Genomic DNA, 26,281 nt, shown 5'->3' on the forward strand with positions numbered 1-26,281 from the left:
CGTCAGGCCCGGGGCGGACCCGCGGGCGTCGTGGCCACCCCGGCCTCGGCGGCGACCTCGCGGGCCACCGGGGAATCGGGCATCTCGCGCTGCAGCTCGTGCGCCAGCGAGTCGAGCTCGGCGCCGCCGGCCATCAGGCCGGTGAGCTCCGCCGGCGAGATCTCGCTCTTCTCGAAGGTGCCGAGGCTCGTGCCGCGGTTCAGGAGGAGGAAGCGGTCGCCGACCGGGTACGCGTGGTGCGGGTTGTGGGTGATGAACACCACTCCGAGGCCCTCGTCGCGCGAGCGGGCGATGTACTTCAGCACCACGCCGGACTGCTTGACGCCGAGCGCGGCGGTCGGCTCGTCGAGGATCAGCACGCGGGCGCCGAAGTGGACGGCGCGGGCGATCGCGACGCACTGGCGCTCACCGCCCGAGAGGGTGCCGATGGGCTGGTCGACGTCGCGGAGGTCGATGCCCATGCGGGCGAGCTCGTCGACGGTGATCTGCTTCATCGACGTGACGTCCAGGCGGCGGAACGGACCGGCGCCCGTCGTCAGCTCGGAGCCGAGGAAGAAGTTCCGCCAGACGGGCATGAGCGGCACGACCGCGAGGTCCTGGTAGACCGTGGCGATGCCGGCCGAGAGGGCCGCGCGCGGCGAGGCGAACGTGATCGGCTCGCCGTCGAGCAGCAGCGTGCCCTCGCTGGGCGCGTGGACGCCGGCCAGCATCTTGATGAAGGTCGACTTGCCCGCGCCGTTGTCGCCCAGCACGCAGGTGACCTGCCCCGCGTTCACGGTGGTCGAGACCCCCGCGAGCGCGGTGACGGCTCCGTAGCTCTTGCCGATGTCCCTGACCTCGACGACGGGCGTGCCGACCGGGGTGGCCGGTCGCCCGGTCGAGGGTCCTGCGGTGCCGGTGCTCATCGCCCGCCTCCTGCTCGTGTGCGGACGAACCTGTTCAGGAGGACCGCGGCGAACAGCATGCCGCCGAGGATCGTCCTCAGCCAGTCGGTGTCCCACTGGGCGAAGGTGATGCCCTGGAAGACCATGCCGTAGATCAGCGCGCCGAGGGCGGCGCCGATCGCGGAGCCGTAGCCGCCGGTCATCAGGCAGCCGCCGACGACCGCGCAGATGATGTAGATGAACTCCTGGCCGACGCCGGTGTTCGCCTGCACCGTCGAGGTGCGGAAGAGCGAGATCATGCCGACCAGCCACGCCGCTCCGGCCGTCCCCATGAACAGGCCGATCTTGGTCCTGAAGACCGGGACGCCGACCTGGCGCGCGGAGTCGAGGGCGCCGCCGACGGCGAAGATCCAGTTGCCGGCGCGGGTGCGCAGCAGGAGCCAGGTGGCCACCGCGGTCACGACGAACCACCAGAGCACCGAGACGTAGAACGTGCCGTCGCCGATCCGGAGGGAGGCGCCGAAGAGCGGCTGGATCGAGTCGTACGCGGGGACCCGGGCCATGCCCTGGATCGCGACCTGGCCGGTGATGAGCTTGGTGACGGCGAGGTCGATGCCGGCGAGGGCGAAGAAGGTGCCGAGGGTCACGATGAAACTGGGGAGCCGGGTCTTCATCACGAGGACGCCGTTGAGCGCGCCGACGCCGAGGCAGACGACGAGCGAGACGAGGACGGCGACCCAGATGCTCAGCCCGTAGTGGGTGGTCAGGATGCCGACGATCAGCGCCGAGAACCCGGTCATGACTCCGGCCGAGAGGTCGAACTCGCCGCCGATCATGAGCACGGCGACGGCGACGGCCATGATGCCGAAGGTGGAGGCCGACTCGAGCCAGACGCCGGCTCCGGCGAGGCTCAGGAACTGCGGGGTGTAGAGGGAGAAGAACACCAGCACGGCGAGGGCCGCGACGAAGGCGCCGGTCTCGGGCCTGGCGAGGATCGTGCGGAGGGGACGCCGCTCGAGGCGGGGCCTCGTCGTGATCGTCACGAGGTCTGTCGTCAACGGGGACTCCTGATTCGGGGGACGGGACGGGGGCCGGATGCACCGGCCCCCGTGGGGTCGGGCTCTAGCGGGTGCCGTCGGCGGCGAACTCCGCGACCTCGGCCGCGTTGTCCTCGGTGACGAAGGCCGGTCCTGAGTAGACGGGCTGTCCACCGCCGATGACGGTGCCGGTGGTCGCGTAGAGCTCGAGCGCGGTCACGCCGAGGAAGCCCTGGACGTACGGCTGCTGGTCGACCGCGAAGAGGACGCTGCCGGCCTCGACCGCCGAGACGACGTCCTCCGAGAGATCGAAGGTGCCGATCTGCGCGCTGCTGCCCGACTCCTCGACAGCGCCGACCGCGTCGATGGCGTACTGGCCGCCGAGGGTCAGCACTGCGTCGATGGACGGGTCGGCCTGCAGCTTGGACTTGATCGTCGCCTTGACCTCGGCGTCGTTGGTGCCGTCGACCTGCAGGTTGGTCATCGTGCCGCCGAAGGTGCTCGCGGCGGCCTTGCAGCGCTCCTCGTGGCCGACGTTGCCCGCCTCGTGGATCACGCACAGCGCGGTGGTGAGGCCGGCGTCGGCGAGCCGGGTGCCCACGGCCTCGCCGGCCACGGTCTCGCTCTGGCCGATGTGCGTGAGGGCGCCGAACTCGGCCGAGCGCTCGATGCCGGAGTTGATCGTGACGACGGGGATGCCCGCCGCGACGGCCTTCTCGACGCTGTCGCGGACGCCGTCGGGGTTGGCCATCGAGACGACGATCCCGTCGACGTCCTGCGCGACCGCGTTGTCGATGAGCTGCGACTGCTTCGCCGGGTCGGGGTCGGAGGTGTAGGTGACGGTGGCCGCGTAGTCGGCTCCGGCCGCTTCCGCTCCGGATTTCACCCGGTCCCAGAAGGCGTCGCCGGCTCCGGAGTGGGTGACGACGGCGTAGGTGAGGTCGCCGCCGCCCGTCGTGGTGGCCGCCGTCTCCTGGCCCGTACCGGTGCAGCCCGTGAGGAGCGCCCCGGTGGCCACCGCCAGGCCGAGGCCGGCGAGGAGCCGCTTCCTCAGCGAGGCGTCCCTCCGACTCGGATCGGGTCGTGCAGGACGGTTCGGGACGACGTCGGTGTCGGGTGCGAGGGGATTCGGCATATCCGTACATTCTGTGCTGGGGCGGAACTCGGGTGGTCGGAGTCGGACACGTCGGGAGCGTCGCGTCCTCGACGCTCCGCATCGAGGAGATCCGGTCTCGAGGGGAGGGAGGGGTCGCGTGCGCTCACGTGTGCACCGGGACGTCCGAGACCACTATCCCGAACTGTCCGCCGCCGTGGAGCCCGTCGCCGAAGTCGATGCCGGCGTGAGTGCGCGTCGCGGCGCGGACGAGGCGCTCGGAGACGGGCGACCACGGCCGACCCCGCCGACGAGGACGAGGTCGCGGGCCTCGAGGGCGCGGCCGTGCTGAGACGTGGACGGGTCGAGCTACCGGACGACGGCCGTCGTCGCCGCCGACGTGCGCGCCGCCGTCGCGTATCCGGTCTTCCTCCCGGTCACCGTGACGGTGATCCTCGTGCCGGCGGTGGCGGTGGTCGGGCGGTAGGTCGACGAGACGGCGCCGCTGATCGCGGTCCCGTTGGTGCGCCACTGGTACGAGACGGTCACCGGCGCCGGGCCCCAGGCGAAGGGATTCGCGGTGAGGAGCGAGCCCACCTTCGCGGTGCCGCTGACGGTCGGCGTGGGCGCGACGAGGGTGCCGGAGACCACGGCCGCGGTGGCGTTCGAGCTGCGGACGGCGGTGGTGAAGCCCGGCTTCGCTCCGGTCACGGTGACCGAGATCGTCTTCCCGACGGTGGCGCTGGACGGCGTGTAAGTGCTGCCCGTCGCGCCGGACAGCACCGTTCCACCGGCCTTCCACTGGTAGGTGAACGAGACCGGAGCTGGTCCCCACGCGCCGGGGACGGCGGTGAGGACGGAGCCGACCCTCGCGGTGCCGGTGACGGCCGGCGTGGCCGTGGTGAGCGTGCCGGAGGCGACGGCCGCGGTCGCCGCGGAGGTGCGGCTCGCCGCCGCGTACCCGGTCTTGGTCCCGGTGACCGTGACGGTGATCACCGTGCCGAGCGTCGCGCTCGAGGGCCGGTATGTGGCGGCGGTCGCTCCGCTCAGCGGGGAGCCGTCGGCCCGCCACTGGTAGGCGTAGGTCACCGGAGCCGGTCCCCAGGCCCCCGGGGCCGCGGTGAGGGTGGAGCCCACTCGCGCGGTTCCCGTGATCGTGGGAGTGACGGAGGTGAGGCGGGCGGTCGGCGCGAGGCGGACGGTCGCGCTGGAGGCGGACCCCGTCCCGATCGCGGTGACGGCCTGCACGGTGAGGGTGTAGCCCGTCTCCGCGCGGAGGTTCGTGAACGTCTGCGAGCGCGCCGTGGCCGGCAGGAGGGTGGACCACGCTCCGGCGCCCGAGGCGTCGGTGCCGTCCCGCGCGACCCGGTAGCCGGTGACGGGCGAGCCGCCGTCGGCGAGGGGCGGTGACCAGCTGAGCACGGCGGACCGCGCGGTGTCGTTCGGGCTCGCGGAGACGCCGGTCGGCGCGCCCGGGACGGTGACCCGCGGAACGGTGACGGCCGCCGATCCGATCGCTCCGGTTCCCAGGGCGTTGATCGCCCGGACGCTCAGCTCGTAGGACGACCCGGCCACCAGATCCGTGAAGCGCTGGGAGCGCGCCGTCGCGGGCACGACGGTGGACCAGGGGCCGTTGCCCGCCGCATCCGTCCCGGTCCGCGAGACGCGGTACCCGGTGATCGCCGAGCCGCCGTCGGATGCCGGGGGCGCCCAGGTCAGCGTCGCCGTGCGGTCGGCCGCCCCGGCCATCGCGCGGACGGCGGTCGGGGTCGCGGGAGTGGAGACGCCTTCGGCGTAGAGGAGGCGACTCGTGGATCCGTTCGTGTCCTGGACCGCCGACGTGGCGCTCGAGGTCACGAGCGCGGCCAGTCGCGCCGGGGTCGCGGCGGGCTCGGCCTGGAGGAGGCGGCCGACGACGCCCGTGACGTGGGGCGCGGCCATGGACGTCCCGCTCAGGACCGCGGTGGCGGAGTCGGACCAGGGAGCCGCCGAGAGCACGGACGATCCGGGCGCCCAGACGTCGAGGCACGGGCCGTGGTTCGAGTAGTAGGCGGGGCTGTCGTCCGGCTCCGTCGCGCCGACCGTGAGGGCGTTCGGAGTGCGTGCGGGGCTCGCGGCGCAGGCGTCCGCGGTGCTGTTGCCCGCCGAGACGATCACCGGGATCCCGCTGCTGACGGCCCGTTCCACGGCCTCGTCCACGGGGGCGTACGCGCCGCCGCCTCCGCTGATGTTGATCACCGACGGTCCGGTCCGCGTGCCGATGACGAAGTCGATCGCGGCGATCATGTCACTCCACGTCCCCTGCCCGGAGCAGTTCCAGACGCGCACCGGCACGATCGCGACGTCCTTGGCGACGCCGTACGTCGCTCCGCCGATGGTGCCCGCGACATGGGTGCCGTGACCGTTGCAGTCGGACAGCGCGTCGGCGTCGTCCTCGACGACGTCGTAGCCGCCGCTCACCCGCCCGCCGAACTCGTCGTGGCTCGCCTGCACGCCGGTGTCGAGGACGTAGGCGGTCACTCCGGCGCCCGTCGTCGAGTAGCGGTACACGCCGTCGCCGGTCGTCGCGCGCTGGTCGAGCCGGTCGAGGCCCCAGGCCGGGTCGGACTGCTCCGCGCTCGCTCGGGTCTCGCCGTCGGCCGTCACGTCGACGACCGACGGGAGTCGGCGGAGGGCCGCGACCTCGGTGCCTGTGAGCTCGGCGGCGAAGCCGTTCAGCGCCCGGCTGTAGCGGTGCAGGATCCGGTCGAGCGGCAGGGCGGCGGCGGCGGTCCCCGCGGCAGCGACGCCCGTCGTGCGGACGATGTAGCGGCTCAGCGGGACGGACTCGGTCGCGGACTGCGTCGCGGACGCCGCCGGGGCGCCGCCGGCGATCAGCGCGAGCGCCGTGACGATCGCGCTCCAGCTCAGGACTGTTCTTCTGCGGGTCACTGGGCTGCTTCCGGATGTGCCGCGCTGCGCGCGAGAGGGGAGGGGAGACGCTGCGACGTCGGGCGCGAGCGGGAGCCCGACGCTGAACCGCGTGTCGTGGACCGGAGTCGCGGCCGACGCTATCTCTCGGCGGGTTCTCGGGAACCCCCCTCTTAGAGCCGGACCGGGAGGCCACCCCTCCGTGTCCTCCCCTCCGGTGACGGCGGGCGCGGGCCGCCGGCTCCGCGACCGCTGCCCTTCCACCGCCCTCCTGCGCGATCTGCAGGTGGATGCACGATCTGCAGGCGGATGCACGATCTGCAGGTGGATGCACGATCTGCAGGTGATCCGCCCGGGAAAGCCCCTTCCTCCGCTTGCCGCTGACGTCCGGTCCCCGGATCCCCTGCAGATCGAACCGGCACCCGCCCACATCCCCTGCGAATCGAACCGACACCCACGGCAGCCCGCACCCCCGCCTGTGGACAGCCCTGGCCGCCCAGCGAGCGCCCCCGCCCCCGCTGTGGACGCCGCTGGCCGCGGAACGCGCCCCGCACCCCCGAACCCTGCGCACCACCTGATGCAGCAGGACGACCGCCGCGGCGCGCACGTCTTCATCGTGTGCCACACCTCGTCGGCACCGCGGTCTCCAGGCCGCGACCCCCGTCGTCACAGGAGAAGATCATGAGCAACGTCACCCCCGGCACCCTCGCCACCAGCGGCTCGGCCAAGCACGGCACCACCACCTCGACCGGCAAGAACACGATCGCCGACGGCGTCGTCGAGAAGGTCGCCGGCATCGCGGCCCGCGAGGTCCCCGGCGTGCACGACCTGGGCGGCGGAGCGGCCCGCGCCATCGGCGCCATCCGCAACGCCATCAACGCGCAGGACCGCGGCCAGGGCATCTCGGTCGAGGTCGGCGAGAAGCAGGTCGCCGCCGACATCACCGTCGTCGCCGAGTACCCCGTCGCGCTGCAGAAGCTCGCCGACAGCATCCGCTCCGCCGTCTCCGAGGCCATCTCCTCGGTCGTCGGCATGGAGGTCACCGAGGTCAACGTGACCGTCGCCGACGTGCACATCCCCTCGGACGACAAGGACGACGACACCGAGAGCCGCGTTCAGTGAGTCCGTCCACCACAGGCCTGGTCATCGGCGCGGTCCTCGCGCTGACGGCGGTCGTCCTCGGCTTCGGCGCGTTCGTCGTCGTGGCCCTGGGCATGGGCATCGGGTACGGAGTCGGCCGCGTCGTCGAGGGCAAGCTCGATCTGCGCTCGCTCGGCGACACCCTCCGCGGGCGGCGGTCCTCGTGACCGCGGCGGTGATGGCCGACCCGGCCCGCCACGGCCGTACGACGATCTCCTCGCGCGCTGTGCGCCGGATCGTGTCGGCCGTCACCGCGGACGCGCTGGACGTCGGCCCGTCCGACGTCTCGGTGGACCTCGACGACGACGGCGGCTCGCTGCACGTCGTCGCCCAGGCCCCCATCCGCGTGTCCCCGCTCGGCGAGACCGATCGGCGCTCCTCCGGGACGCTGCTCGACCGGCTCGCCGAGGCGCAGACCCTCATCCGCGACCGCTGCCTCGAGCTCACCGGCTCGAGCATCGGCCGCGTCGACCTCCGGATCACCGGTGTCGACCTCCGAGAACGAAGGAGGGTGTCGTGACGACTCCCGCTCATCCGTCGCCCGACGCCCTCTACCGGCGTCTCGTGCGGCGCGAGACCCACTCGTCCCGCTCCGGGTCGGCGATCGCCCTGGCGGTCCTCCTGATCCTGCTGTTCGCGTGGCTCGGAACGGAGGCGGTGCTCGCGGTCCTCGGACAGCCCGCGCTGCTCGTCGCTCCGCAGGACGGCGCGTCCTCGCTGCTCCAGGCGGCCGGCGCCCCCATCGCGCTGACCGCCGCCGCCGGTGCCGTGCTCGCGGCGATCGGCTTCGTGCTGGTCGTGCTGTCGTTCGCTCCGGGTCGCCGCGGTCGCCGCAGCGCCGGGATCGACCGCACGGCCGCCGTGGTCGACGACCGGGTGATCGCGCAGAGCGTCGCCCGCGCCGCCGCCTACGCGGGCGGTGTCGATCCCGATCAGGTCCAGGTCTCGGTCGGGCGCCGCGGAGTCGGCGTCACCGTCCAGCGCACCAGCGGAGTCTCGGCCGACGTGGCGAGCATCCGCGAGGCCGTGGACGCCGAGCTCGGGAGCTACGACGTGAGTCCCGCACTGAAGGCCCGCGTCCGCGTCTCCGAGAAGGGATCGGTCCGATGACCACCACCAACCGCTTCCTGAACCGCCTGCTCCTGCTGCTGGTCGGCCTCGTGCTGCTCGCCGTCGGAGGAGCGGTCGCCGTCGGCGCGCTGCTCCCCGACGTCCAGCAGACCGTGTCGACCGCGGCGGACGACGCGAGCGGACCCGCGTCCGACGCGCTGTCCGGATCGCAGCCCTGGATCCTCTGGGTGACCGCGGCCGTGGCGCTCGTGCTGATCCTCCTGCTGCTGCGCTTCATCGTGCGGCAGGGACGCGGACGCACGTCGACGCTCCTGCGCGTCTCGGCGGGCTCCGGCGGATCCACTCCGACCGGCGGCACGCTGACGCTCGACGCGAGGGTCGCCGAGCAGGTGCTCGAGGAGGCGCTGACGCGCGATCCGGGCATCGTCTCGGTCGACGTCACCGCGTTCGACATCCGGCACCGCCGGGTGCTGCGCATCACCGCGCACACCCGTCGCGGAGTGTCGCCCATGCAGACGCGTCGCACGGTCGACACCGCCGTGCGCCGCTGGGACGCGGTCCTCGGCGAGGAGACCCCCGTCGTCGTCCAGATCGTCAGCGGCCTCCGCAGCCGGATGAGCTCCGCCTCCCGCGTGGAGTGACGCGCCGCTGACCCCTCCGGCCCTCCGCCTCCCCGCGGAGGGCCGGACCCCTCTCCACCCCGAAGGACCCACCATGACCGACGACTCCACCGGCTTCCGCGCCGGCCTCGCCCAGAAGGCGATCGACCCCGTGGTCCGCGCCGTCCGCGAGGAGCTCGCCTCCGCTCGCCGCGAGATCGGCGATCGCGTCTCGGGCGCCCGCAGCGGAGTCGTCCTCGCGGCGGTCGGCGCGGTCCTCGCGCTGGTGACCGCGGGGCTCCTGGCGGCGCTCGCCGTCGCCCTGCTCGCGCTCGCTCTGCCGCTCTGGTCGGCCGTCGCGATCACTCTCGTCGTGTTCGCGGTCGCCGCCGCGATCCTCCTGGCCACGGGTCTGCGCGGCATCGGCCGCGGCGTGCCTCCGCTGCCCGTCGACACCGTCGCCGAGGTGCGCGAGCGCGTCGGCGGACCCCGCCACTGACCCCCCCTCCCTCTTTCTCCCTCCGGAAGGCGCTCCCATGAGCCGCACGAGCACCGCCCCCGCCGCCGAGCGGACCGACGACGCGCCCGTCCCCGCCGCAGTCCGCCTGCTCGCGGAGGTCTTCGGCACCGCCCTGCTCGTGGGGGGCGGCGTGGGCGCGGCCCTCTTCGCCTCCGCGTTCCCGACCGAGCAGAACACGCTCGGCATCGGCTTCCTCGGCGTCGCGCTCGCCTTCGGGCTGAGCGTCCTCGTCGGCATCGCCGCGGTGGGCCACCTGTCGGGCGGCCACTTCAACCCCGCCGTCACCCTGGGCCTCGCCGTCGCCGGACGCACGCCGTGGCGCGACGTGCCCGGCTACGTCCTCGCGCAGCTCGTGGGCGGCCTGCTCGGAGCGACGGCACTCGTCGCGATCGCGGCCGACGGTCCCGAGGGCTTCCTCGCCTCCGCGCAGCAGAGCGGATTCGCCTCCAACGGATTCGGCGAGCACTCCCCGGGCGGCTTCGGCCTCGGCGCCGTCCTCCTGGCCGAGACCCTGCTGACCGCCGTCTTCGTGACCGTGATCCTCTCGGTCACCGCCCGGGCCGCGGCCCTCGCGCCCGTCGTGATCGGCCTCGCCCTCACGCTGATCCACCTGGTCTCGATCCCGATCAGCAACACGTCCGTGAATCCCGCGCGCTCGCTCGCCGCCGCCGTCTACGGCGGTCCCGACGCACTCGCGCAGCTGTGGGTGTTCGTCGCAGCACCCCTGCTGGGCGCCGCGATCGCCGGAGGCGCGCACCGCCTCGCGCAGACCCGGACCGGCGCCAGACCCCTCGCCCCGAGCGCGTGACCCGCGCCCCGGCATCCGCACGCAACGCTAGGAGCACCCCATGACCGACGAACCCCGCATCGACGACGCCCGCTCAGACGGCGCCCGTCTCGACGACGCGCGCCTCGAGGACCTGCGTCTCGACCCCGACGTGTCGCTCGACGACGCGCGCCCGATCGACCTCGGCGCCGTGCGCGCCGACGACGGATCGCCCGACAGCCTGCTCGCGACGACCGTCGCCGAGACCGCGCTCGGCGTCACCGGCGTGCACCACCTGGGTGGACCGGTCGCCCGCAGCCTCGACCGCGCCTCGCGCGCCGTGCTGGGCACCAGCACGATCCCCGGAGTCACGATCTCGGAGGACGAGGGCCGCACGATCATCGACCTCGACCTCGTCGCCGAGTACCCGCACAAGGTCGCCGAGGTGATGGAGGAGGCGCGCACGCAAGTCCTGAAGGCCGCGTCGCAGGTCCATGCGTCGCCGATCGCCGTGAACATCACGGTCACCGACGTGCACGGTCCGTTCGATCCGATCGAGCCCGAGCCCGTTGCGGAGGGAGACTCGCTGGTCGAGAAGGCCGGCGACCTCGCCGACGATGCGCGCGAGCGCCTCTCCGACGCGGGTGACCGGATCTCGGACGCCGCCGGCGCGGCCGCCGACTCCGCCGCCGATGCCCTCGACTCCGCCGCCGACGCTGTCGACGAGCAGGCGGACCGCGCCGAGGAGCGCGAGCGGGCCGCGACGGCCGAGCGGGACGCCGCCTCCGAGCCCGAGGCGCCCCGTTCCGACGACGACGGATCCGCCCCCGCGCAGATCATCGAGGTGCCGACCGACGGGACCGCGCCGGTCGTGGTCGTCGTGGTCGAGCAGCCGTCGGAGGAGTCGGTCGAGGCCGACGAGCGCGTCGACTCCGTCGACTCCGCCGAACCCGCCGAACCCGCCGAGCCCGCCGAGCCCGCTGAGCCCGCCGAGTCGGAGAGCGGCGTCGAGCGCAGCCACTCCGTCCCCGCCGTTGCGAAGACCGAGGAGTAGTCCGGTGGCCCGCATGCGCAGCTACGGCGGCCGTCGCCGCCCCCGCGCCGCCTGGATCGCCTTCGCGACCGGGGTCGTCGTCTCGGGTCTCGTCGTCCTCGGCGTCCTGCTGCCCGTCCTCGGGTTGATCGCCGCCGCCGACGGATCGATCGCCGGCGCGCTCGACGTCCCCGTCGGCGCGATCACCGCGTCGATCGTCATCAGCTTCCTGGTCGGACTGGCCTTCCTCGGCCTCGCCTTCGTGGCGCGGAAGCCCGCGGTCGCCTGGGTCGCCGCGGTGGCAGCCGTCGTCGCGACCCTGATCGGCTCCGTCTGGCCGCTCGTCGCGACCGCCTTCGCGAGCGTCGACCAGGCGCAGGACGTCGTCCCCTTCATCCAGGACCTGATCGGCCGGATCGGCGGCTGACGCCCGGCGCCGCTGTCGGATCGGACCCGCAGCGTCGCCGACTGGGCGCGGATCGGGCTGCGCGCGTCCGCTGGAGCCCGCTCCGCGTCCACCCGCGCCGCCCGGCTCCGTCCAGTCGACCCGAATCGGGCCGCGATCGCCCTTCGAGGCCCGTTCCGCGTCCACTCGCGGCCCCTCTGCCGCGAGCCGCCCCGGGCGCCTCAGCGCAGCGGCGACCCGACCACGTCGAACCGGAACCCGCCGAACTCCCCCGAGAGCAGCGGGCGCGCCCGCGCGATCGCGTCGCGCACCTCCGGCAGCTCGAGCGAGGCCCGGTGGGCCTCGGCGCTCGTCCACAGCTCGACCACGAAGACCGTGTCGGGCTGCTCGTCGCTGACACCCACCTCGTACGCCAGGCACCCGACCCGCGCGAGCGCCTCGTTCGACTCGACGAGGATCGCGACGAGCTCGTCGCGCCTCCCGGACCGGACGCCCAGCGTCCCCACGTTCGCGAAGCTCATGCCGCCACCGTACCGACCGCCCCCGACACGCGGCGTCCGGTACCGTGGCGCGGATGACGACGAGCGCCGAGTACCTGCAGGCCTACGACGAGCAGCTCCGCTCCGACGCCGAGACGCCGAGCGCCGTCTCGGTGGCGCGTCGGGGTCCGCTCCGCCTCGTCACGTTCGCCGGCGGTCGCGGCTTCGTCACCTACCGCGATCTCGGCGGCGCCGATGAGGCCGCGATCCGCGAACTCGTCCCGGCGGCTCTCGCGCACTTCGCCGCCGATCCGGCGATCCGGAGCGTCGAGTGGAAGACGCGCGGACACGACTCCGCGCCGGGCCTGCACGACGCCCTGATCGCGCACGGCTTCGCGCCCGACGAGCTCGAGTCGATCATGGTCGGGCCGCTCGAGGCGCTCGCGGGCGACGTGCCCGTCCCGGCCGGGACGACCCTCCGCCGGGTCGTGGAGGAGGCGGACGTGCGCGCGATGAGCGCCGTGATCGACGAGGCGTTCGGCGAGCCCGTCGACGTCGGGATCGCCGACGCGCTCGTCGCGCGGCTCGCGCGCGGCGACGGCATGGAGCTGTGGGTCGCCGAGGTCGAGGGCCGGATGGTCGGCGGCGGCCGCCTCGAGCCCGTGCCCGGCACGGAGTTCGCGGGCATCTGGGGCGGCGCGATGCTGCCGCAGTTCCGAGGACGCGGGATCTACCGTGCGCTCACCGCGGCCCGCGCCGCGTCCGCGCTCGCGCTGGGCACGCGACTGGTGCACAGCGACTCGACCGAGGACTCGCGCCCGATCCTCGAGCGCGCGGGCCTGGTGAAGGTGTCGACCACCACGCCCTACCGCTGGCGCCGTTCGTAACCGAGGAGGAGAGGGCGGAAGCGGCCCGGAAGCGCCCGCGGGACACTCTCACCCTCGGTTGCGAACCCCGCGAGCGGCAGAACGAAGGCCAGGGGCCGGGAAGAGCGCGAATTCCGCCGGATCCGAGCCCTGAGCCTTACTTCTGCAGCCCGATCGCCGGTGAGCGCAGCCCCGGCAGCGTCCGTGAGCCCCGCCCGCCCGTCAGTCCAGCTCGGTCGGCCGCGCCGGCTCCTTCAGCAGCGCCCGCGCCGCCATCCCGATCACCGCGCTGTACGTCGGATACGCGAACCGCACGTTCGCCAGCGTCGCCACGTCGACCCCCGCCGCCATCGCCGTCGTCACCGACTGCACGACCTCGATCGCGTTCTCGCCCACCGCGTGCGCGCCCAGCAGCAGCTCGCGCCGCCGGTCCGCGATCAGCGTCAGGAACCCGCTCTCGCGGTCGTCGATCACCGCGCGGTCCACGCCCGAGAAGGGCACCGACGCCACCACGCACTGCGGATCGCGCTCGCGGGCCTGCTCCTCGGTGAACCCCACGCCCGCGTAGTCGGGGTCGGTGAACCCACCGGCCGGCAGCAAGTGCTGGGGCGTCCGCCGGTTGGCGCCGAGCACCGCGTTCTCGGCCGCCGCCTCCGCCTCGAACTGCGCCGCCTGCACGAGCATGTCGCGCCCGTTCGCGTCGCCGACCGCGAAGACGTGCGGCACCACGGTGCGGAAGTACTGATCCGCCGGGATCGCCGAGCGCACGACCTCGATGCCCGCGTTCTCGAGACCGAGGTCCTCGACGTCGGCCGGCCAGCCCGTGGCCATGATCACCGCGTCGAACTGCTCGGCGTGCGAGTCGCCCGCGTCCTTCCAGCGCAGCGTCAGGGCGTCGTCGGCGCGCTCGATGCCCTCGACCGTCTCGATGCCCGTGCTCACGCGCACGCCCTGGCGCTCGAAGGCGGCGGCGACGTACGCCGAGATGCTCGCGTCCGAGGTCGTCAGGATCCGGGGCGCCACGTCGAGCAGCGTCACCTCCGACCCGAACGCGTTGAAGACCGTCACGAGCTGCGCACCGGTGTTCCCTCCGCCGATCACCGCGACCCGGCGCGGCAGCGACGGCAGCCCGAGCACGTCCTCGGGAACGGTCGCGAGCTCGGCTCCCGGGATCGGGAGGCGGCGCGAGTGCCCGCCGACGCAGATCAGGATCGCGGAGGCCGTCAGCCGGCGCCCGCTGTCGAGCACCAGGGTGCTCTCGTCGGCGAACCGCGCGCGCCCCTCGTGGATCAGCTCGACGCCCGCCTCCGCGAACCGCTCCGCCTCGCGCTTGATCGAGCGCACCTTGTCGACGCGCTCGTGCACGTGCCGCACCGTGGCGTCCCAGTCGATCCGCGGCGTGCCGACGTCGACCCCGTAGTCGGAGGCGGTGCGCGCCTCGCGGATGATCCGCGCGGTCTTCGCGAGCACGCGGGTGGGCACGCAGCCCGTGTTGACGCAGGTCCCGCCCACGCGGGCGGCCTCGAGCACGACCACGCGCGCTCCGAGTTCGGCGGCGCGCAGTGCGGCGGCGGTGCCCGCGGGCCCCGCGCCGATCACGGCGACGTCGTAGTGCTGGATGCTGTCGGGCACGGCGGCCTCCCGGTCGAGTGGATGTCCCCGCATCCTGACGCGTGCGGCCGGGGGTTCTCTGAAGGACCGCGCAGGCTTGACACGCGGCGGCGGGCTCAGGGCTCCGACGGGTCCCGCGTGAGGAGCTGGTATCCGCCCTCGATCGATCCGTCCGGGCGCATCGTCACGCGCGAGTAGACGCCGGATCCGTCCTCGACGTCGGTGCCGACGATGTCGAGCGATCCGGAGTCGAAGAACTCGGCGAGCCCCGTGCAGCCCGCCGAGAGGGATCCGTCCACGCGCTCCAGACCGAGGCAGAGCGACGTCCCGTTCGGAGCCGTCAGCAGGATCCGGTCCTCCTGCACCGTGTCGAATCCGGGGGTGAAGACCTCGGCGGGGCCGGCGATGAGGTCCATTCCGGCCGGCGGGTCGGTGACGAGGGTCCAGCCGTCGACGTAGGCGGCGAAGCGGTCCTCCGGGCGGACGGTCGCCGTCGGGCTCGCCGTGGGAGCGGATGCTCCGACGACCTGCGGAGCGACGCTCGCCGCCACGGCGCCCAGCACGAGTCCGGCCGCGAGCGCGCCGCCGACGATCAGAGCGGGACGTCGGCGTCGCGGCGCCGAAGCGGCGGGTGCCTCGGACGCGGCCACGGGAGCGAGCCGCGGAGCCTCCGGTGCGACCACGGCCGCCTCCGCCCGCACGGCGTCCTGCTCGAGCCGGAGCCGCCGCTCGGCGTCGATCCGCCGGCTCTCGCCTTCGGCGTCCCCGCTCGGCCGCGCGAAGAGCGCACGCTCCAGATCCCTGCGCTCGTCGTCCTCGTCCTGCACGCCCGCCAGTATGACCGAGGCGCGCTACTCGAACATCTCGGCCAGCAGCGCCCACGGCTCCCCGTCGACGACGTGCGTCGAGCGGTGCGCGGGCCACTGCACCTCGTCGCCGTCCCACGACGGCACCACGTGAAGGTGCAGGTGCGGCACGCTCTGCCCCGCGGAGGCGCCGCTCGCCTGCAGGACGGCCACTCCCGTCGCTCCGAGAGCCGCCCGCATCGCCCGGCCGACGCGCTGCGCGAGCGACATCGTCGCCGCGAGCGCCGCGGGGGAGGCGTCGAGCAGCCCCGCGCTGTGCTCGCGCGGCATGACCAGCGTGTGCCCGGGGGCGAGCTCGGAGGAGGGCAGCGGGCGGAACGCGACCGCCTCCTCCTCCCGCTCGACCCACGTCGCCTCGCCGTGCCCGGCCATCAGATCGCAGAAGACGCAGGTCACGCCGGACCTCCCACGAACTCCCGCAGCGCCGCGATCCAGCCCTCGGCCGCGTCGAGGTGCGCGTCGTGCGATCCGCCCGGCAGGTCCACCCGTCGCACGTCGCGCCCGCGCGCGGCGAAGGCGTCGCGCACGTCCTCCGCGAACATCCCGTGCTCGCCGTAGACCAGCAGGGTCGGAGCGGCGACCGCCTCCCACTCCGCCCAGCGCGGCGCGGCGAGCGGCTCGATCGCCCGCGCCATCACCTCCGGATCGAACCGCGGGCGGAGTCCGTCCGGACCCTCGACGAGGTCGGCGATCCAGGCGTCCGCGAGCGCCCCGTCGCCCAGGAACGCGCGCGCCGCGTCCCGGTCGGCGAACGGCAGCGGCCAGGAGCGGAACCAGTCCGCGACTCCCTCGCCCCCGTCGCCGCCCTCTGCGGTCTCGAGCAGCACGAGCCGGTCGACGAGCTCCGGATGCGCGGCCGCGACGAGCACCGCGGTGTGCGCCCCCATCGACTGGCCCACGAGGATCGCGGGCCCCTCGCGCTCGAGCAGGGCGGCGACGTCGGCGACGAACGCCTCGCGCGAGACGTCGGAGGGACGCTGCTCGCTGCGTCCGTGCCCGCGCTGATCGAGGAGCACGACGCGATGATCCGGCAGCGCGCGGGCGGTCGGAGCGAACTCCTCGGCGCTGCCGGCGAGGCCGTGCAGGATAACGACGAGCCGGCCCGTGCCTCCGGAGTCCAGGAGCGAGAGCCGGGTTCCGTCCGGCGTGACGAGCGCGCGGCGTTCGAGGTGCATCCGTCGAGCCTAGGAGCCCGGGCAGGCGGAAGGGCGACCGGGTCCCGATCGCCCTGTTCGGCGCCCGCTCGGCTCAGTGCTCGTCGTAGTGGCCCTCGTGCGCCGCGTGCTTGTGCCCGTCGTGGACGTAGTCGGTGTGGTCGTCGTGGGCGACGGCCTCGTGACCGCAGTCGGCGCCGTGCGCGTGCTCGTCGGCCGAGTGCTCGGCCTCGGCCTCGTGCTCGTCGTAGTGGTCGTCGTGCAGCGCGTGACGGTGGGTGCCGTGCACGTAGTCGACGTGGTCTCCGTGCTGCACGCTCTCGTGACCGCAGTCGGTGCCGTGGCTGTGCTCGGCGACGGCGTGCTCGGCGTGGGTCTCGGTGGTGCTCATGGCGGTGCCTCTCGGAGGATCGGGGTCGGTGCGGCTGTCCGCCGCTGACCCAGTCGACCACACGCATAAACGCATTGCAATACGTGCGTCCAATCGAGGATGACACTCATCCTCAGGAGGCGGGCGTCGTCAGGCGGTCTCCAGCGCGTGCTTCATCGCGTCCTCGACGATGCGCGTCACGTGCGTGTCCGAGACCGCGTAGTGCGCCTCTCGGCCGACCCGCTCGACCGAGACGAGTCCCGCCGCGCGGAGCGTCCGCAGGTGCTGCGAGACGAGCGGCTGCGAGAGCCCCGAGCGCACGACGAGATCGCCCACGGTCGCCTCTCCGCCGGCGAGCAGTCGGAGCAGCGTGAGGCGCGACGAGGACGACAGCGCCTTGAACAGCTCCGCGGCGGGCTCGAGATCCTCGTTCACCCCCTCATCCAAGCAGACGGGCCCGCTCCGTCCCGCTGTCAAGCCTCCTCCGCGTCCCGGGCCGCGGCGGCTGGGATGAGCGCATGACCAGCACTGCTCCCCGCGCCGCGACGCGGGTCGACACCGGCCGACTGCTCGCCGTCCTCCGCGCCCGCCGCGAGCTCCTGCGCTCCCGCCTGACCGAGTGGGTCGCGATCCCGTCGGTCGCCGGCATGGCCGAGCACGTCGACGACGTCCGACGCTCGGCCGAGTGGCTCGCCCGGCTCTGCGCCGAGACCGGCTTCCCCGAGGTCGCGGTGCACCCCACCGGCGAGTCCTCCGCCGTGATCGCGCGCTGGCCCGCCGAGGACCCGGGCGCCCCCGTCGTGCTCGTCTACAGCCACCACGACGTGCGCGCGGCGAAGGCGGAGGAGTGGACAGTCACCTCGCCGTTCCAGCCCGTCCACCGGGAGGGCCGGCTCTACGGCCGCGGCGCCTCGGATGCGAAGGCGCAGGTCCTGGCGCACCTCTTCTCCGTCGCGGCGCTGCGCGAGGTCACCGGCGGCACCCCTCCGGTCTCGCTCGTCCTGCTGATCGAGGGGCAGGAGGAGCTGGGCTCGCCGGGGCTCGAGGACCTGATCCGCGACCGCCTCGACGGGCTCCGTCCCGACGCCGTCGTGTTCTCGGACACCCTGCAGTGGCGCGCCGGCGAGCCCGCGATCTGCATGAGCGTCCGCGGCATGCTGCCGATCCACCTCGAGGTGCACGGCACCGAGAAGGACGTGCACAGCGGAGCCGTCTCGGGTCCGGCTCCGAACGCCGGCCTGGTCCTCGCCGAGCTGCTCGCGCGCCTGCAGGACGCGGACGGCCGGATCCTCCTCCCCGGCTTCTACGACGACGTGCCCGAGCCGACCCTCGAGCGCCGGGCCGAGCTCGCCGCGCTCGGCTACACCGACGAGGACTGGCTGCGGCGCACCCGCACCCGCGCCATCCGCGGTGAGGAGGGCTGGTTGGTGCTCGAGCGCCTCTGGGAGCGCCCGGCGCTCGAGGTCGTCGGTCTGCTCACGGGCGACCCCACGGGCATGCCCCGCGCGGTGATCCCCTCCTCCGCCAGTGCCGACCTCAGCATCCGCACCGTCCCCGGGCAGCCGATCCACGCGGTCGCGCGGCGGATGCGCGAGTTCGTCGAGCAGCACGCCGACCCCGAGCTGGAGTACGTGGTCGAGATGTCCGAGGACAGCGCGCAGGAGGGGTACCGGACTCCGCCCTCGGCCGCTCTCGACGCCCTGGACGAGGCCGTCCGCGCGGTGCGCGGCGTGGACGAGGCGGGCCGGATGGGCAACGCCGGCGGTGGGCCCGCGGAGCTGCTCGCGCGGCACTTCGACGCGCCCGTCGTCTTCTTCGGCACCGGTCTGCCGGAGGACCACTGGCACGACAGCGACGAGAGCGTCGACCTCGACGTGGTCGTGCGCGGCGCCGCCGTCCTCGCCCGCTTCTGGTGCTCGTTCGCCGACGGTGCGGCATGAGGACCTTCGGCGTCGAGGAGGAGTTCCTGCTCGTGGACGCCGAGACCTTCACTCCGGTCCCCGCGGCTCCCGCGCTGCTCGCGACGGGCGCGGTGCGGGGACGCAGCACGCTCGCCGCCGAGCTCAAGGCCGAGCAGATCGAGGCGGACGCGGCGCCGCAGCGCACCGCCGACGAGCTGCTCGAGGCCGTTCTCGACGGCCGCCGGCTCGCCGACTCCGCCGCCCGCCTCGTCGGAGCGAGGGCCGTCGCCACCGCGACCAGCCCCGCCGCGTTCGAGCCGCACCTCACCGACGACGTGCGCTACCGGCGGATCCTCGACCGCTTCGGCCAGGTCGCCCGCGACCAGTACACCTGCGGACTGCACGTGCACTTCGCGATCGACTCGCCGGAGGAGGGCGTCGCGGTGCTCGACCGGATCCGCGGCTGGCTGCCCGCGCTGCTGGCGCTCAGCGCGAACTCGCCACTCGCCTCGGGGGTCGACACCGGTTACGCCAGCTACCGCTACCAGGCGTGGGGCCGGTGGCCCACCTCGGGTCCGTCCGAGATCTGGGGCGACCCGGAGCGGTACCGCCGCGTGACCGACTGCCTCGTCGCCTCCGGAGTGCTGCTGGACGAGGGGATGGTGTACTTCGACGCGCGGCTGTCGCGGAGCCATCCGACCGTCGAGGTCCGCCTCGCCGACGTGCCGCTGCACCCCGAGGACGCGGCGCTGATCGGGGTGCTCGCCCGCGCTCTCGTCGCGACGGCCGCTGGCGAGTGGCGGGAGGGGATCCCTCCGTTGCCCGTCCCGACCCCGGTGATCGGCGTGTCGGCGTGGCTCGCGAGCCGGTGGGGAGTGTGCGGCGACCTGGTCGATCCGGTGAGCTGCCACGCCGTCCCGGCCGCCGAGATGCTCGCGCGGCTCCTCGTGCACGCGGGCGCCGCGCTGGAGGAGTCGGGGGAGGAGGAGGTCGCGAGGGAGGGGATCCGGCGCATGCTCGCCCGCGGCACTGGAGCGCAGTTCCAGCGGGCGGTCTGGGAGCGCTCCGGGGATGTCCGGGCGGTGCTCGCCGCGGCCGCCGAGGCGACGCGGAGGGAGCCGGCGCTGCGGTGACGCGGGGGCGGGTGCCGCTGGGCGAGAGCGGGGGATGCTGGGATGATCGGATGCGGCTCCGGATCCTCCGGCGCGCACGGCGGCCTCGCGGCCGGAGCGGAGCACCCCATGGGACTGCTGATCTACCCCGGCGGCATCGAGGCCGACTTCGAGGACCGGCTGCTCGCGCACCTCGAGATCGTGATCACGGCGAAGCTGCGCCGCGACGAATCCTTCGCCTTCTCGTGGACGCAGACGCAGGACACGGGCGGCGGACGGATGAAGATCTGGCTGCACCCGTCGGTGCCGCTCTCGTACAAGTTCTTCGGCGGACGCCAGCCTGCGATCAACCGCGCGTGGGTCGACGCGCTGATGGTGTCGGCGAGCTCGCAGTCGGGCCTGCAGGTCGTCGCCGAGCCGGACCAGCAGGGCTGACGCCCGGCCCCGCCCTCCCTCGCCCCGCTCCCGCTCCTCGCTCCCGCCTCCGCTCGCGCTCCTCCAAAAGTTGCGGTGAGCGCGCGCCGTTACCGCAACTTCTGGAGAAGCGGCGGCGAGGGTCGCCTCCGTTCCCGCACGAGTTGCGGTGAGCGCGCGCCATTACCGCAACTTCTGGAGAAGCGGCGGCGAGACCCCCGCCTCAGGCCTTCGGCTCGGGCAGCACGCGCAGCCCGGCCGGCGACAGCGCCGAGCGCAGCAGCAGGTCGATCCACGCGCGGTTCAGCGGCTGGCCGCCGGGGGAGTCGTAGCTGAAGTAGAGCGACGAGCTCTTCGAGACCCAGACGCTGCCGTGACGGCCGCTGTCGGAGCGCGTGACGTCCTCGCCCACGTCCGGCTCGCCGTCCCAGTGGAACGAGAAGCTCTCGTTGCGGCGCAGCTTCGAGATGATGACCGCTTCGACGTGCCGCAGTGCGCGGTCGTCGATCTCGACCGCCGGAGCGACTCCGTAGATCAGCTGGCCCATCGTCATCCCTCTCGCCGCCCCGGGTGATCATCCCATGAGCCGGGAGGGCCGCGCCTCCCGTCGCTCACCGCCGACCTGTGCTCGCTCCCAGTCGCGCACAGCCGAATTGACGCAGGTCGGTTGTGCCGAACCGTCTTGACGGCTCCTGAGTGCCTCCGCAGACTGGGAGCGCACACAGTTCAAAGGAGAACCGCACCGCACCGATCCGCCTCGAGCCCGCTCCTGCGGGCTCCGAAGGCCCCGTGAGCGCTCCGAGCGCCACCACCTCACCCCGCCCGACCGGGCCCCTCTCTCCCCTCCGCCTCCGTGTGCGCGGCGGTGGGCACGCGGGCCCGGCGGCGGACGCACCACGAAAGGACACGCATGTCTGCACGCACCAGGAGGACCGCCGGCACCGCTGCCGTCGCCGCGGTCTCCACGCTCCTCGGCGCCTTCGCCGGCGTCGGAGCGACCAGCGCCTCCGCCGCCGAGGGACCGGTCGACGCCGGGATCTTCGTCGAGAAGGTCGACGGCCTCCCGGCCGACTTCATCAAGGGCGCCGACATCTCGAGCGTCCTGTCGCTCGAGGAGAGCGGAGTCGTCTTCCGCGACGAGACGGGTCAGGAGGCCGACGTCTTCGAGGTCCTCGCCGACGAGGGCGTCACCTCGGTCCGCGTCCGGGTCTGGAACGACCCGTTCGACGCCGAGGGCAACGGCTACGGGGCGGGCGACGTCGACGTCGACCGCGCGATCGAGATCGGCGAGCGCGCCACGGCCGCCGGACTGGGTCTGCTCGTCGACTTCCACTACTCCGACTTCTGGGCCGACCCCGCCCGCCAGCTGGCGCCGAAGGCCTGGGCCGGCCTCGCCGCTCCCGAGCTCACCGCCGCCCTGCACGACTACACGGCGGAGTCGCTGCAGCGCTTCGAGGACGCCGGCGTCGATGTCGACATGGTCCAGATCGGCAACGAGACCAACAACGGTATGGCCGGCTACAGCCGCGCGGCGACCGACATGGACGCGACCCTCGCCGGGCTGTTCTCGGCCGGCAGCTCCGCGGTCCGCGAGGTCCTGCCGGACGCGCAGGTCGCGGTGCACTTCACCAATCCCGAGACGCCGGGCCGCTACTCCGCCATCGCCGCGGGCCTGGACCGCTTCGACGTCGACTACGACGTCTTCGCGAGCTCCTACTACCCGTTCTGGCACGGCAGCCCCGAGAACCTCACGGCCTCGCTGTCGCAGATCGCCGACACCTACGGCAAGAAGGTCATGGTCGCCGAGACCTCGTGGGCGCACACCCTCGAGGACGGCGACGGCTACCCCAACGTCATCGACGAGAGCACCGTCACCGACGACTACCCGATCAGCGTGCAGGGCCAGGCCACGGCGCTGCGCGACGTGATCGCGGCCGTGCACGCGGTCGGCGACGCGGGCATCGGCGTCTACTACTGGGAGCCGGCCTGGCTGCCGGTGGGGCCCGCGAGCGGCGTCGAGCAGAACCGCGTGCTCTGGGAGCGCGACGGCTCCGGCTGGGCCACGAGCTTCGCCGCCCCCTACGACCCGGCGCACGTGGGCGACGACTTCGGCGGATCGGGCTGGGACAACCAGGCCCTCTTCGCCGCCGACGGCACGCCGCTCGAGTCGCTCAGCACCTTCCGCTACGTCGACACCGGAGCGGTCGCGCCCCGCGCGGTCACCGGGGTGGACGCGGTCGAGCTGACCGTCGTCGACGGCGAGCCGGTCGAGCTCCCCGCCACCGTCTCGGTGAACTTCAACGACGGCACGGTCGAGACGCCCGCGGTCACCTGGAGCGGAGCCGCCTCCTGGATCCGCGGACCCGGCGAGTACACGATCCCCGGTCGCACGGACTCGGGGCTCGACGTCTCGGCGACCGTCGTGGTCGTCGCTCCGAACCTCGTGCGGAACCCCGGATTCGAGGACGCGGACACGTCGGCGTGGACCTTCACCGGACCGGCGGCGCGCACCGAGACCGGTGACGCCGCCGAGGGCGACTTCGCGGTCACCTTCTGGAACGGCACCGCCTACGAGACCTCGGCGCGCCAGACGATCACCGGAGTCCCCGCCGGCGAGTACACGCTGCGAGCGACGACGCAGGGCACCAACAGCCCGGCGAGCGACGTCCGCACCCTGAGCGCGACCACCTCCGCAGGCACGACCAGCGCCCCGCTGGTGCTCACGACCTGGAGCTCCTTCTCGACGACGACGGTCCCCGTGGTGGTCGGCGAGGACGGCGTGGTCGAGATCGCCGCCGACTTCGCGCTCACCGGAGGAGCGTGGGGCGTCCTCGACGACGTGCGCCTCGTCGCCGACACCGCGGAGTCGACCGCCGACACCACCTCCCTCGAGGCGGCGCTCGCCGAGGCCGACGCCGTCGACCGCGACGCGTGGACCGAGGAGTCGCTCGCGCGTCTCGACGAGAGCCGCACGATCGCCGCCGTGGTGCTCGCCGGATCCGCTGCGACGCAGGCCGACGTGGACGCCGCGGAGCAGGGACTCCGCGACTCCCTCGGCGCCCTCGAGAACGCGCTGCGCGTGAACCTCGGCGCGACCGTCACCTGCGCGGCCGGCAAGGCCGTGATCGCGGTGAGGGCCGCCAACGGCGGCACCGACCGGGTCGCCCTCTCGGTGCGCACGCCCTACGGCAGCGCGAAGCTGCCGTCGCTGTCCGCGGGGAAGTCCGCGTCGGTGACGGTGCCCACTCCGCTGCGCTCGGTGCCGGCCTTCTCGCTCACGGTCGACGTGCGCGGCACGGTCGCCGGCACGCCCGCCTCCGCCGTGGTCCCGATCGAGTCGGCGGCGAAGCGCTGCCGCTGACCCCTCGGTGAGCCCCCGCGAGATGCCACTCCGGTACACGACACGCCGTCCCCGGCGTACCGGAGTGGCATCTCGCGGTCTCGCGCGCCGGGCCCTCAGCCGGAGTGCGTCGTCACCAGCAGGTAGCGCGCCGCCCCGGCCGCGTCGGCCGGCACCGACCAGCGGTGCGGGCGCGTCGTCTCGATCGTGATCGACTCGCCCGCCGACACCGTGCGGGACGCCCCGTCGGCGTAGGTCAGCACGGCGGCCCCCTCGGTCACGAAGACGAACTCCTCGCCCGGATGCGCGAAGTCGACGTCGTCGGACTGGCCCGGCTGCGCGGTGAAGAGGTACGCCTCCGTCCGGCGCCCGGGTCCCCCCGCGACCAGCCGCGCGCGCGGGGCGTGCGGTGCGTCGCTCGCGCGCAGGTGCGCCTCCGGGGTGGTGTCGTCGGAGGAGGCGATCGCCGGCACCAGCTCGGCCGGCGGTACGTCGAACGCCGCGGCCAGGGCGTAGAGGGTCGAGAGGCTGGGCAGCAGCCGGCCGTTCTCGAGCTTCGAGAGGAACGGCTGCGAGACGCCGGCCTCGGCCGCGAGCGCCCGCATCGACAGGCCGCGGGAGGTCCGCAGGGCGCGGACGAGCGCGCCGATCTCGGAAGCGAGGGCAGGTGCCTCCGCAGCATCGTCGCTCATCGGTCCTCCGGGTGGTGCGGTGGTGCGGTCTTGCGGCAGCTGATTACTCCTGGTTATCATCGCCGTGTTGATAACGCGAGGTTATCAGCCCTCCGATCGGGAGCATCCGATCGCCATCGAAGGGCGGCACCCGTGACCAAGCAGATCTTCCTCGGCGCGTTCGAGGAGTTCACGCCGAACTTCATCAGCAACGCCTGGCACCACCCCCGCGGTGACACGAGCGGATTCGCGACTCTGGAGTACTGGCAGGACCTCGCGCGGAAGCTGGAGGACGCCGGCTTCGACTTCCTCTTCCTCGCCGAGGCGCTCGGCTACCCGATGAGCGGCGACGACGTGCCCGAGGTCGTGATCCGCGAGGCCGTGCAGGTGCCCGTGCACGATCCGCTCGCCCTCGTCAGCGGGCTCGCCGCCACCGTCGACCGCCTCGGCTTCGTCGTCACCGCCTCCACCACCGCGCAGCAGCCCTACCTCAACGCCCGCACCTTCACCACGCTGGATCACCTGACGAAGGGCCGCATCGCCTGGAACATCGTCACCTCCGACAACCAGGTCGCGCTCACCAAGCTCCTCGGGCACGACGGAGTCACGCCCCACGACGAGCGCTACCGCCGCGCCACCGAGTTCGTCGAGCTGTGCCTGAAGCTCTGGGAGGGCGCGTGGGAGGACGACGCGGTCGTCTACGACAAGGCGACCCGGACCTACGCCGACCCCGCGAAGGTGCACCGCATCACCCACGAGGGGGAGTACTTCCGCTACGACGGCTACTTCCCGGCCATCCCGTCGGTGCAGCGCACGCCGCTCCTGCTGCAGGCGGGCACCTCCTCGGCCGGCCGCGCCTTCGCCGGCCGCTACGGCGAGTGCGTCTTCATCCAGGACCGCGACCTCGGCAAGGCCGCCGCCACCGTCGCCGACCTGCGGGCGCGGGCCGAGGCGAACGGCCGCGACCCGCGGCACATCACGGTCATCCCCTCCGTCTCGATCATCGTCGGCGACACGGAGGAGGAGGCCGCGCGCCTGCGGGCCGAGCTCGACGCGACGCCCTCGCGCGAGGCCGCCGCCGCGCTGTTCATGGGCTGGAGCGGCGTCGACCTGATGTCGTTCCCGCTCGACGCGACCCTGGCCGAGGTGACCACCGAGGTCGGTCAGACCATGCTCGCCATGTTCCAGCAGCCCGAGTACAGCCCGACCGTCGCCGAGATCCTCGACGTGATCACGTCCTCGATCGGAGGCATGCGCGTCACCGGCACCGCGGAGTCGGTCGCCGATCAGCTGCAGGAGATCGTCGACCGCACCGACGTCGACGGTTTCCTGATCGAGTACACCTACGGCTCGTGGGAGACGTACCGCGACTTCGCGGAGCAGGTGATGCCGCTGCTGCGCGAGCGCGGCATGCTGCCCGAGACGCCCCGCTCCGGATCGATGCGCGAGCGGATCCTCGGACGCGGCGTGCCGACGCTGCCCGCCGGGCACCCCGGTTCCGCGTTCCGGGTGGGCGAGGCGCGGTGACCCTCCTGGACGCGGTGGTGCAGCCGCACCGCGCGGTCCCGACTCCGGTCGCCGCGATCGCCGCCCTCGTCGACGGCGCCCCGGTCGGCATGGTGGTGGCGACCCTGGCCCTCGGCGTCAGCTTCGATCCGCCGCTGTGCACGATCGCGGTGCAGCGCTCCTCCAGCACCTGGCCGCACCTGGCCGGTGCGGCGCGTCTCGGAGTCTCGGTGCTGGGCTCGGATCAGGACGCGGCGGTGCTGCGGATCGCGTCGCGCGACCGGGCGGGCCGGTTCGCCGGAGTCGCGTGGACCGCCTCGGAGGCCGGAGCCGTGACCATCGACGGTGCCGCGCTGCACCTCGAGTGCTCCGTCGAGCAGGTGCACGACGCGGGCGACCACCTCCTCGTCGTCCTGCGCGTGCAGGACTTGCGCCACGACTCCGCCCGCGAGGCCCTGCTGGCCCGCGACCGCCGCTTCGGCCGCTACGTCGAGTCGGCCTGACCCCTGGGGACCGTCGTTGGGCACTCTTC

At 73.6% G+C, this 26,281-nt stretch carries 29 protein-coding genes; 16 read left to right on the forward strand and 13 right to left on the reverse strand.

Annotation, left to right across the window (positions count from 1 at the left end):
* Window positions 1–2: 2 nt before the first annotated feature.
* The 4 genes from ASF48_RS00945 to ASF48_RS00960 form a co-directional block, all read right to left on the reverse strand.
* The gene (locus tag ASF48_RS00945) at window positions 3–905 is read right to left on the reverse strand and encodes an ATP-binding cassette domain-containing protein (protein WP_055785024.1); all 903 of its coding nucleotides are present in this window, start codon (window positions 903–905) and stop codon (window positions 3–5) included.
* On the reverse strand, window positions 902–1,942 hold the full coding sequence (locus tag ASF48_RS00950) for an ABC transporter permease (protein WP_055785026.1): 1,041 nt from the start codon (window positions 1,940–1,942) through the stop codon (window positions 902–904). The genes ASF48_RS00945 and ASF48_RS00950 overlap by 4 nt, the downstream gene beginning before the upstream one ends.
* A gap of 64 nt (window positions 1,943–2,006) precedes the next feature.
* On the reverse strand, window positions 2,007–3,056 hold the full coding sequence (locus ASF48_RS00955) for a substrate-binding domain-containing protein (protein ID WP_235577164.1): 1,050 nt from the start codon (window positions 3,054–3,056) through the stop codon (window positions 2,007–2,009).
* A 327-nt stretch (window positions 3,057–3,383) separates the two neighbouring features.
* Window positions 3,384–5,945 carry a S8 family serine peptidase gene (locus ASF48_RS00960; protein WP_055785029.1) on the reverse strand — a complete coding sequence of 854 codons (2,562 nt, stop codon included), beginning with the start codon at window positions 5,943–5,945 and terminating at the stop codon, window positions 3,384–3,386.
* Between the two features lie 660 nt (window positions 5,946–6,605).
* Between ASF48_RS00960 and ASF48_RS00965 the strand changes: the two genes are divergently transcribed.
* The 9 genes from ASF48_RS00965 to ASF48_RS01005 all read left to right on the forward strand — a co-directional run bounded on the left by ASF48_RS00965 (window position 6,606) and on the right by ASF48_RS01005 (window position 11,480).
* Entirely contained in the window at window positions 6,606–7,046 is a 441-nt protein-coding gene (locus ASF48_RS00965) for an Asp23/Gls24 family envelope stress response protein (RefSeq protein ID WP_055785034.1), read from the forward strand.
* The gene (locus tag ASF48_RS00970) at window positions 7,043–7,231 is read left to right on the forward strand and encodes a DUF2273 domain-containing protein (RefSeq protein WP_055785037.1); all 189 of its coding nucleotides are present in this window, start codon (window positions 7,043–7,045) and stop codon (window positions 7,229–7,231) included. The genes ASF48_RS00965 and ASF48_RS00970 overlap by 4 nt, the downstream gene beginning before the upstream one ends.
* Complete coding sequence (locus ASF48_RS00975; protein WP_230672742.1) at window positions 7,228–7,584, forward strand: hypothetical protein; 357 nt, start codon at window positions 7,228–7,230, stop codon at window positions 7,582–7,584. Before ASF48_RS00970 ends, ASF48_RS00975 begins: the two co-directional genes overlap by 4 nt.
* Window positions 7,581–8,174, forward strand: coding sequence for a DUF6286 domain-containing protein (locus ASF48_RS00980; protein WP_055785040.1), 594 nt, complete (start codon window positions 7,581–7,583; stop codon window positions 8,172–8,174). Before ASF48_RS00975 ends, ASF48_RS00980 begins: the two co-directional genes overlap by 4 nt.
* On the forward strand, window positions 8,171–8,776 hold the full coding sequence (locus ASF48_RS00985) for a hypothetical protein (protein ID WP_055785043.1): 606 nt from the start codon (window positions 8,171–8,173) through the stop codon (window positions 8,774–8,776). Before ASF48_RS00980 ends, ASF48_RS00985 begins: the two co-directional genes overlap by 4 nt.
* A gap of 73 nt (window positions 8,777–8,849) precedes the next feature.
* Window positions 8,850–9,233, forward strand: coding sequence for a phage holin family protein (locus tag ASF48_RS00990; RefSeq protein WP_055785047.1), 384 nt, complete (start codon window positions 8,850–8,852; stop codon window positions 9,231–9,233).
* A 37-nt stretch (window positions 9,234–9,270) separates the two neighbouring features.
* Window positions 9,271–10,062 (forward strand): aquaporin Z, encoded by a 792-nt coding sequence (gene aqpZ / locus ASF48_RS00995; RefSeq protein ID WP_082480894.1) that lies wholly within the window; start codon window positions 9,271–9,273, stop codon window positions 10,060–10,062.
* Window positions 10,063–10,102: 40 nt separating this feature from the next.
* On the forward strand, window positions 10,103–11,074 hold the full coding sequence (locus tag ASF48_RS01000) for an Asp23/Gls24 family envelope stress response protein (protein ID WP_055785049.1): 972 nt from the start codon (window positions 10,103–10,105) through the stop codon (window positions 11,072–11,074).
* Between the two features lie 13 nt (window positions 11,075–11,087).
* A complete protein-coding gene (locus tag ASF48_RS01005) occupies window positions 11,088–11,480 on the forward strand; it encodes a hypothetical protein (protein WP_055788696.1) in 393 nt (130 codons plus the stop codon).
* A gap of 200 nt (window positions 11,481–11,680) precedes the next feature.
* Here ASF48_RS01005 and ASF48_RS01010 read toward each other — a convergent pair whose 3' ends face one another.
* On the reverse strand, window positions 11,681–11,980 hold the full coding sequence (locus ASF48_RS01010; RefSeq protein ID WP_055785052.1) for a putative quinol monooxygenase: 300 nt from the start codon (window positions 11,978–11,980) through the stop codon (window positions 11,681–11,683).
* Window positions 11,981–12,033: 53 nt separating this feature from the next.
* Between ASF48_RS01010 and ASF48_RS01015 the strand changes: the two genes are divergently transcribed.
* Window positions 12,034–12,825 carry a GNAT family N-acetyltransferase gene (locus ASF48_RS01015; RefSeq protein WP_055785055.1) on the forward strand — a complete coding sequence of 264 codons (792 nt, stop codon included), beginning with the start codon at window positions 12,034–12,036 and terminating at the stop codon, window positions 12,823–12,825.
* Between the two features lie 201 nt (window positions 12,826–13,026).
* On the opposite strand, the gene ASF48_RS01020 is transcribed toward ASF48_RS01015, so the two are convergent.
* From ASF48_RS01020 to ASF48_RS01045, 6 genes are all read right to left on the reverse strand, one after another.
* Window positions 13,027–14,436 (reverse strand): dihydrolipoyl dehydrogenase family protein, encoded by a 1,410-nt coding sequence (locus tag ASF48_RS01020; protein ID WP_327205431.1) that lies wholly within the window; start codon window positions 14,434–14,436, stop codon window positions 13,027–13,029.
* A 95-nt stretch (window positions 14,437–14,531) separates the two neighbouring features.
* The gene (locus ASF48_RS01025; RefSeq protein WP_055785062.1) at window positions 14,532–15,242 is read right to left on the reverse strand and encodes a hypothetical protein; all 711 of its coding nucleotides are present in this window, start codon (window positions 15,240–15,242) and stop codon (window positions 14,532–14,534) included.
* Between the two features lie 24 nt (window positions 15,243–15,266).
* Window positions 15,267–15,677 carry an HIT family protein gene (locus ASF48_RS01030; protein WP_200930947.1) on the reverse strand — a complete coding sequence of 137 codons (411 nt, stop codon included), beginning with the start codon at window positions 15,675–15,677 and terminating at the stop codon, window positions 15,267–15,269.
* Window positions 15,674–16,456 carry an alpha/beta fold hydrolase gene (locus tag ASF48_RS01035; protein ID WP_055785065.1) on the reverse strand — a complete coding sequence of 261 codons (783 nt, stop codon included), beginning with the start codon at window positions 16,454–16,456 and terminating at the stop codon, window positions 15,674–15,676. The genes ASF48_RS01030 and ASF48_RS01035 overlap by 4 nt, the downstream gene beginning before the upstream one ends.
* Window positions 16,457–16,529: 73 nt before the next feature.
* Complete coding sequence (locus ASF48_RS01040; RefSeq protein WP_055785068.1) at window positions 16,530–16,826, reverse strand: hypothetical protein; 297 nt, start codon at window positions 16,824–16,826, stop codon at window positions 16,530–16,532.
* A gap of 129 nt (window positions 16,827–16,955) precedes the next feature.
* Window positions 16,956–17,240, reverse strand: a complete 285-nt coding sequence (locus tag ASF48_RS01045) for an ArsR/SmtB family transcription factor (protein ID WP_055785071.1) — start codon at window positions 17,238–17,240, stop codon at window positions 16,956–16,958.
* A gap of 83 nt (window positions 17,241–17,323) precedes the next feature.
* Between ASF48_RS01045 and ASF48_RS01050 the strand changes: the two genes are divergently transcribed.
* From ASF48_RS01050 to ASF48_RS01060, 3 genes are read left to right on the forward strand one after another with little or no spacing between them, the layout of a single operon-like run.
* Window positions 17,324–18,745 carry a M20/M25/M40 family metallo-hydrolase gene (locus ASF48_RS01050; protein WP_082480895.1) on the forward strand — a complete coding sequence of 474 codons (1,422 nt, stop codon included), beginning with the start codon at window positions 17,324–17,326 and terminating at the stop codon, window positions 18,743–18,745.
* The gene (locus ASF48_RS01055) at window positions 18,742–19,839 is read left to right on the forward strand and encodes a carboxylate-amine ligase (protein WP_055785075.1); all 1,098 of its coding nucleotides are present in this window, start codon (window positions 18,742–18,744) and stop codon (window positions 19,837–19,839) included. Before ASF48_RS01050 ends, ASF48_RS01055 begins: the two co-directional genes overlap by 4 nt.
* Before the next feature lie 42 nt (window positions 19,840–19,881).
* On the forward strand, window positions 19,882–20,253 hold the full coding sequence (locus ASF48_RS01060; RefSeq protein ID WP_327205432.1) for a DUF7882 family protein: 372 nt from the start codon (window positions 19,882–19,884) through the stop codon (window positions 20,251–20,253).
* A gap of 202 nt (window positions 20,254–20,455) precedes the next feature.
* On the opposite strand, the gene ASF48_RS01065 is transcribed toward ASF48_RS01060, so the two are convergent.
* Window positions 20,456–20,779, reverse strand: a complete 324-nt coding sequence (locus ASF48_RS01065; protein WP_055788707.1) for a DUF7882 family protein — start codon at window positions 20,777–20,779, stop codon at window positions 20,456–20,458.
* A 363-nt stretch (window positions 20,780–21,142) separates the two neighbouring features.
* On the opposite strand from ASF48_RS01065, the gene ASF48_RS01070 reads away from it, so the two are divergent.
* Window positions 21,143–23,593 carry a glycosyl hydrolase 53 family protein gene (locus ASF48_RS01070; RefSeq protein ID WP_082480896.1) on the forward strand — a complete coding sequence of 817 codons (2,451 nt, stop codon included), beginning with the start codon at window positions 21,143–21,145 and terminating at the stop codon, window positions 23,591–23,593.
* A 95-nt stretch (window positions 23,594–23,688) separates the two neighbouring features.
* On the opposite strand, the gene ASF48_RS01075 is transcribed toward ASF48_RS01070, so the two are convergent.
* Window positions 23,689–24,264, reverse strand: coding sequence for a helix-turn-helix domain-containing protein (locus ASF48_RS01075; RefSeq protein WP_055785077.1), 576 nt, complete (start codon window positions 24,262–24,264; stop codon window positions 23,689–23,691).
* 132 nt (window positions 24,265–24,396) lie between these two features.
* On the opposite strand from ASF48_RS01075, the gene ASF48_RS01080 reads away from it, so the two are divergent.
* Together ASF48_RS01080 and ASF48_RS01085 are read left to right on the forward strand one after the other, a co-directional pair.
* On the forward strand, window positions 24,397–25,770 hold the full coding sequence (locus tag ASF48_RS01080; protein WP_055785080.1) for an NtaA/DmoA family FMN-dependent monooxygenase: 1,374 nt from the start codon (window positions 24,397–24,399) through the stop codon (window positions 25,768–25,770).
* A complete protein-coding gene (locus ASF48_RS01085) occupies window positions 25,767–26,252 on the forward strand; it encodes a flavin reductase family protein (RefSeq protein WP_055785083.1) in 486 nt (161 codons plus the stop codon). Before ASF48_RS01080 ends, ASF48_RS01085 begins: the two co-directional genes overlap by 4 nt.
* The last annotated feature ends 29 nt before the right edge of the window (window positions 26,253–26,281 follow it).

The sequence above is a fragment of the Rathayibacter sp. Leaf299 genome (genome assembly GCF_001423055.1).
GTDB lineage: Bacteria > Actinomycetota > Actinomycetes > Actinomycetales > Microbacteriaceae > Rathayibacter > Rathayibacter caricis.

Excerpts from the sequence above, each read along its gene's own strand:
- ASF48_RS01070 (WP_082480896.1), top strand. The coding sequence starts at position 21,143 with ATGTCTGCACGCACCAGGAGGACCGCCGGCACCGCTGCCGTCGCCGCG.
- ASF48_RS00985 (WP_055785043.1), top strand. The coding sequence starts at position 8,171 with ATGACCACCACCAACCGCTTCCTGAACCGCCTGCTCCTGCTGCTGGTC.
- ASF48_RS01050 (WP_082480895.1), top strand. The coding sequence starts at position 17,324 with ATGACCAGCACTGCTCCCCGCGCCGCGACGCGGGTCGACACCGGCCGA.
- ASF48_RS00945 (WP_055785024.1), bottom strand. The coding sequence starts at position 905 with ATGAGCACCGGCACCGCAGGACCCTCGACCGGGCGACCGGCCACCCCG.
- ASF48_RS00965 (WP_055785034.1), top strand. The coding sequence starts at position 6,606 with ATGAGCAACGTCACCCCCGGCACCCTCGCCACCAGCGGCTCGGCCAAG.
- ASF48_RS00990 (WP_055785047.1), top strand. The coding sequence starts at position 8,850 with ATGACCGACGACTCCACCGGCTTCCGCGCCGGCCTCGCCCAGAAGGCG.
- ASF48_RS01060 (WP_327205432.1), top strand. The coding sequence starts at position 19,882 with ATGATCGGATGCGGCTCCGGATCCTCCGGCGCGCACGGCGGCCTCGCG.
- ASF48_RS01015 (WP_055785055.1), top strand. The coding sequence starts at position 12,034 with ATGACGACGAGCGCCGAGTACCTGCAGGCCTACGACGAGCAGCTCCGC.
- ASF48_RS01075 (WP_055785077.1), bottom strand. The coding sequence starts at position 24,264 with ATGAGCGACGATGCTGCGGAGGCACCTGCCCTCGCTTCCGAGATCGGC.
- ASF48_RS01035 (WP_055785065.1), bottom strand. The coding sequence starts at position 16,456 with ATGCACCTCGAACGCCGCGCGCTCGTCACGCCGGACGGAACCCGGCTC.
- ASF48_RS01040 (WP_055785068.1), bottom strand. The coding sequence starts at position 16,826 with ATGAGCACCACCGAGACCCACGCCGAGCACGCCGTCGCCGAGCACAGC.
- ASF48_RS01010 (WP_055785052.1), bottom strand. The coding sequence starts at position 11,980 with ATGAGCTTCGCGAACGTGGGGACGCTGGGCGTCCGGTCCGGGAGGCGC.
- ASF48_RS01005 (WP_055788696.1), top strand. The coding sequence starts at position 11,088 with ATGCGCAGCTACGGCGGCCGTCGCCGCCCCCGCGCCGCCTGGATCGCC.
- ASF48_RS01000 (WP_055785049.1), top strand. The coding sequence starts at position 10,103 with ATGACCGACGAACCCCGCATCGACGACGCCCGCTCAGACGGCGCCCGT.
- aqpZ (WP_082480894.1), top strand. The coding sequence starts at position 9,271 with ATGAGCCGCACGAGCACCGCCCCCGCCGCCGAGCGGACCGACGACGCG.
- ASF48_RS01055 (WP_055785075.1), top strand. The coding sequence starts at position 18,742 with ATGAGGACCTTCGGCGTCGAGGAGGAGTTCCTGCTCGTGGACGCCGAG.
- ASF48_RS00955 (WP_235577164.1), bottom strand. The coding sequence starts at position 3,056 with ATGCCGAATCCCCTCGCACCCGACACCGACGTCGTCCCGAACCGTCCT.
- ASF48_RS01065 (WP_055788707.1), bottom strand. The coding sequence starts at position 20,779 with ATGGGCCAGCTGATCTACGGAGTCGCTCCGGCGGTCGAGATCGACGAC.